Source organism: Paracoccus sp. MC1854, assembly GCF_014164635.1.
Taxonomy (GTDB): domain Bacteria; phylum Pseudomonadota; class Alphaproteobacteria; order Rhodobacterales; family Rhodobacteraceae; genus Paracoccus.
Window position 1 is genome coordinate 1 of record NZ_JACJFU010000104.1, and the last position, 1,933, is coordinate 1,933.

The window sequence follows — 1,933 nt, forward strand, 5'->3', positions numbered from 1 at the left end:
GGGGTCTATATACTTAGCTAGCCAGAATGACGGCTAGAACGGTTCAAGTGGACACCAGATTCAGTGAGCCGTAAGGTGAATCGAAAGGTGACGGCTACTACCTTCTCACGCGTCTCTAGTCCTCCAAGACCTTAGCGAGACGGATAAGAACGACAGTGAGCAATAACATGCTCCCATCGTCCAAACCGAAACCGGAGATATGAGCACACACTCACCGGTTTCGGCCACGCGCAAGTGACCATAGCCACCTCTTTAGCGGATCGCCAGGAACGAGCCTGACACTCCGGGATCGCACCGCGCGCCCCCGCCCGTATCAGGGGTTGCGGTGCTGAGAGGTAGTAGTAGCCGTCCGCTGCAGATTACTCGGTGACGCAGCCGAGAGTCGAGTCCTTCTCGTTCTCGTTCCGCCCCTTCTCAATCGTCGGAAAGGAGCAGTTGCAACTGAGTCCCTTTCTTCGGAAAGGCTCGATCCAGTAGTGACTTGAATTGCTCCCAAGTGGCTGAAGCGCGCATTAGACCAATAACGGCGTGTAGGTGCTGTGCAAGTGCGGGGTGGCCGATATCGTCCGTCAGAAACTGATGGTGCTTACGGGCCCGGCCGCCTTCCTCGTGCGTAGGATTGAGTCGTTGAAGTTCTTCAAGGATGCCGGGTGCGAGTCTTTCGTAGACGATATCGTTGGTGTAGCGCCCGACTACGCCTGGACGTGCTACTGACATAGCATTCCAACTCCAGCCTCGGAGCCGGAATATCTCGCGATAGAAAGCATCAGGAAATCGCTTTGCCCAAGCTGCGAACTCTTTTTGTAGATACTTGTCGAGGATGGCCTGAAGTGCGTCCCGGTCCCGGGTGTCCTGATAGCCGGTTGCTTCATCAATCAGCGCGATGACGCCCAAGTTGGCCAAGCCGCGCATGACGATCTCGGCCGCTTGGGCCCTGTCTGCCTGCTGCTCGTTCAGCACGCCATCTTGGCGCGCTTGTAGCCAGATGTTGCATATCTCAGGCAGCGCCTCGGCCTGATAACCGATCACTTCACTGTCGCCAGAGATGTAGCTTATGGGCTTCAGGGGCCCATCCATCAAATCCTTGGAAACATAGTTAGAAAGGCTCTTTGAGGCCAGAAAAACAGGCACATGGGCCCCGGCCTCCGCCGCTGCGGTCTTGAGGCGCTTGGCTGCCCCGCTCCTGCCCCCTAGGGCGTTGGCGATGCCGTTTTCGGACAGAATACGAGTTCCGTCCCGCAAGACGGCGCAAGGGATGCTCACGGGCCCTATCTGGAGGGTTCCTCTGTGGGTTGCCTCGTTTGGAGGTCCTGCGTCACTATCAGCATTGCTGCTAGCCACGCTCTGCTTCCTTCGGGCCCTAGGCGCGATGGCGGAAACAACCTCGTCAAAGCTGGCATCAATCGGCTCGATTGCGCTCTTTTCATCAGGCATGGATTAGTCCTCTGTAGGTAAGGCGCTCGCCAGCCATGCGGGCGATGGTCATGTTAATGAAGTCCATCGTTCCGATCTTGGCAGTATTGTGCCGGAAGGAGAACTCTTTCACATAGCGGTGCAGGTGCTTGGTGCTCATATAATGATAGACGCCAATGTAACCCCGCTTGAGGAGGGCCCAGAAGCTCTCGATACCGTTGGTATGGGCCATGTCGCGGATATACTCGCCAGCCGAGTGATTGATGCGGATGTGCTGGAAGCCCGCAGCCTCAAGGCCGATGTAGCCGCCATGAGTATCCGTTACGATGGTTGCGCCGGTCTTGCAGTGTTCGCGCACAAACCGCTCAAGGGTAGCAGCCTTCGTGTTCTCGACAACGACAGCCCGGACCTCGCCGAATGCGGAGCGGATGCCAACCACTGCGGTTTTCCCGACTGTGCCGCGCCCGGCGTTCAGCTTCTTGCTGGAATGCTTGTTTTTCTCACGGCCGCCAACGTAGGT

At 57.2% G+C, this 1,933-nt stretch carries 2 protein-coding genes; both read right to left on the reverse strand.

Going from position 1 to position 1,933, the window contains the following annotated elements:
* Positions 1-414: 414 nt before the first annotated feature.
* Positions 415-1,434, reverse strand: a complete 1,020-nt coding sequence (locus tag H5395_RS18230; protein ID WP_182793947.1) for a P63C domain-containing protein — start codon at positions 1,432-1,434, stop codon at positions 415-417.
* On the reverse strand, positions 1,427-1,933 hold a 507-nt coding region (locus tag H5395_RS18235), incomplete at its 5' end, for an IS1595 family transposase (protein WP_182793949.1). The genes H5395_RS18230 and H5395_RS18235, both read right to left, overlap by 8 nt.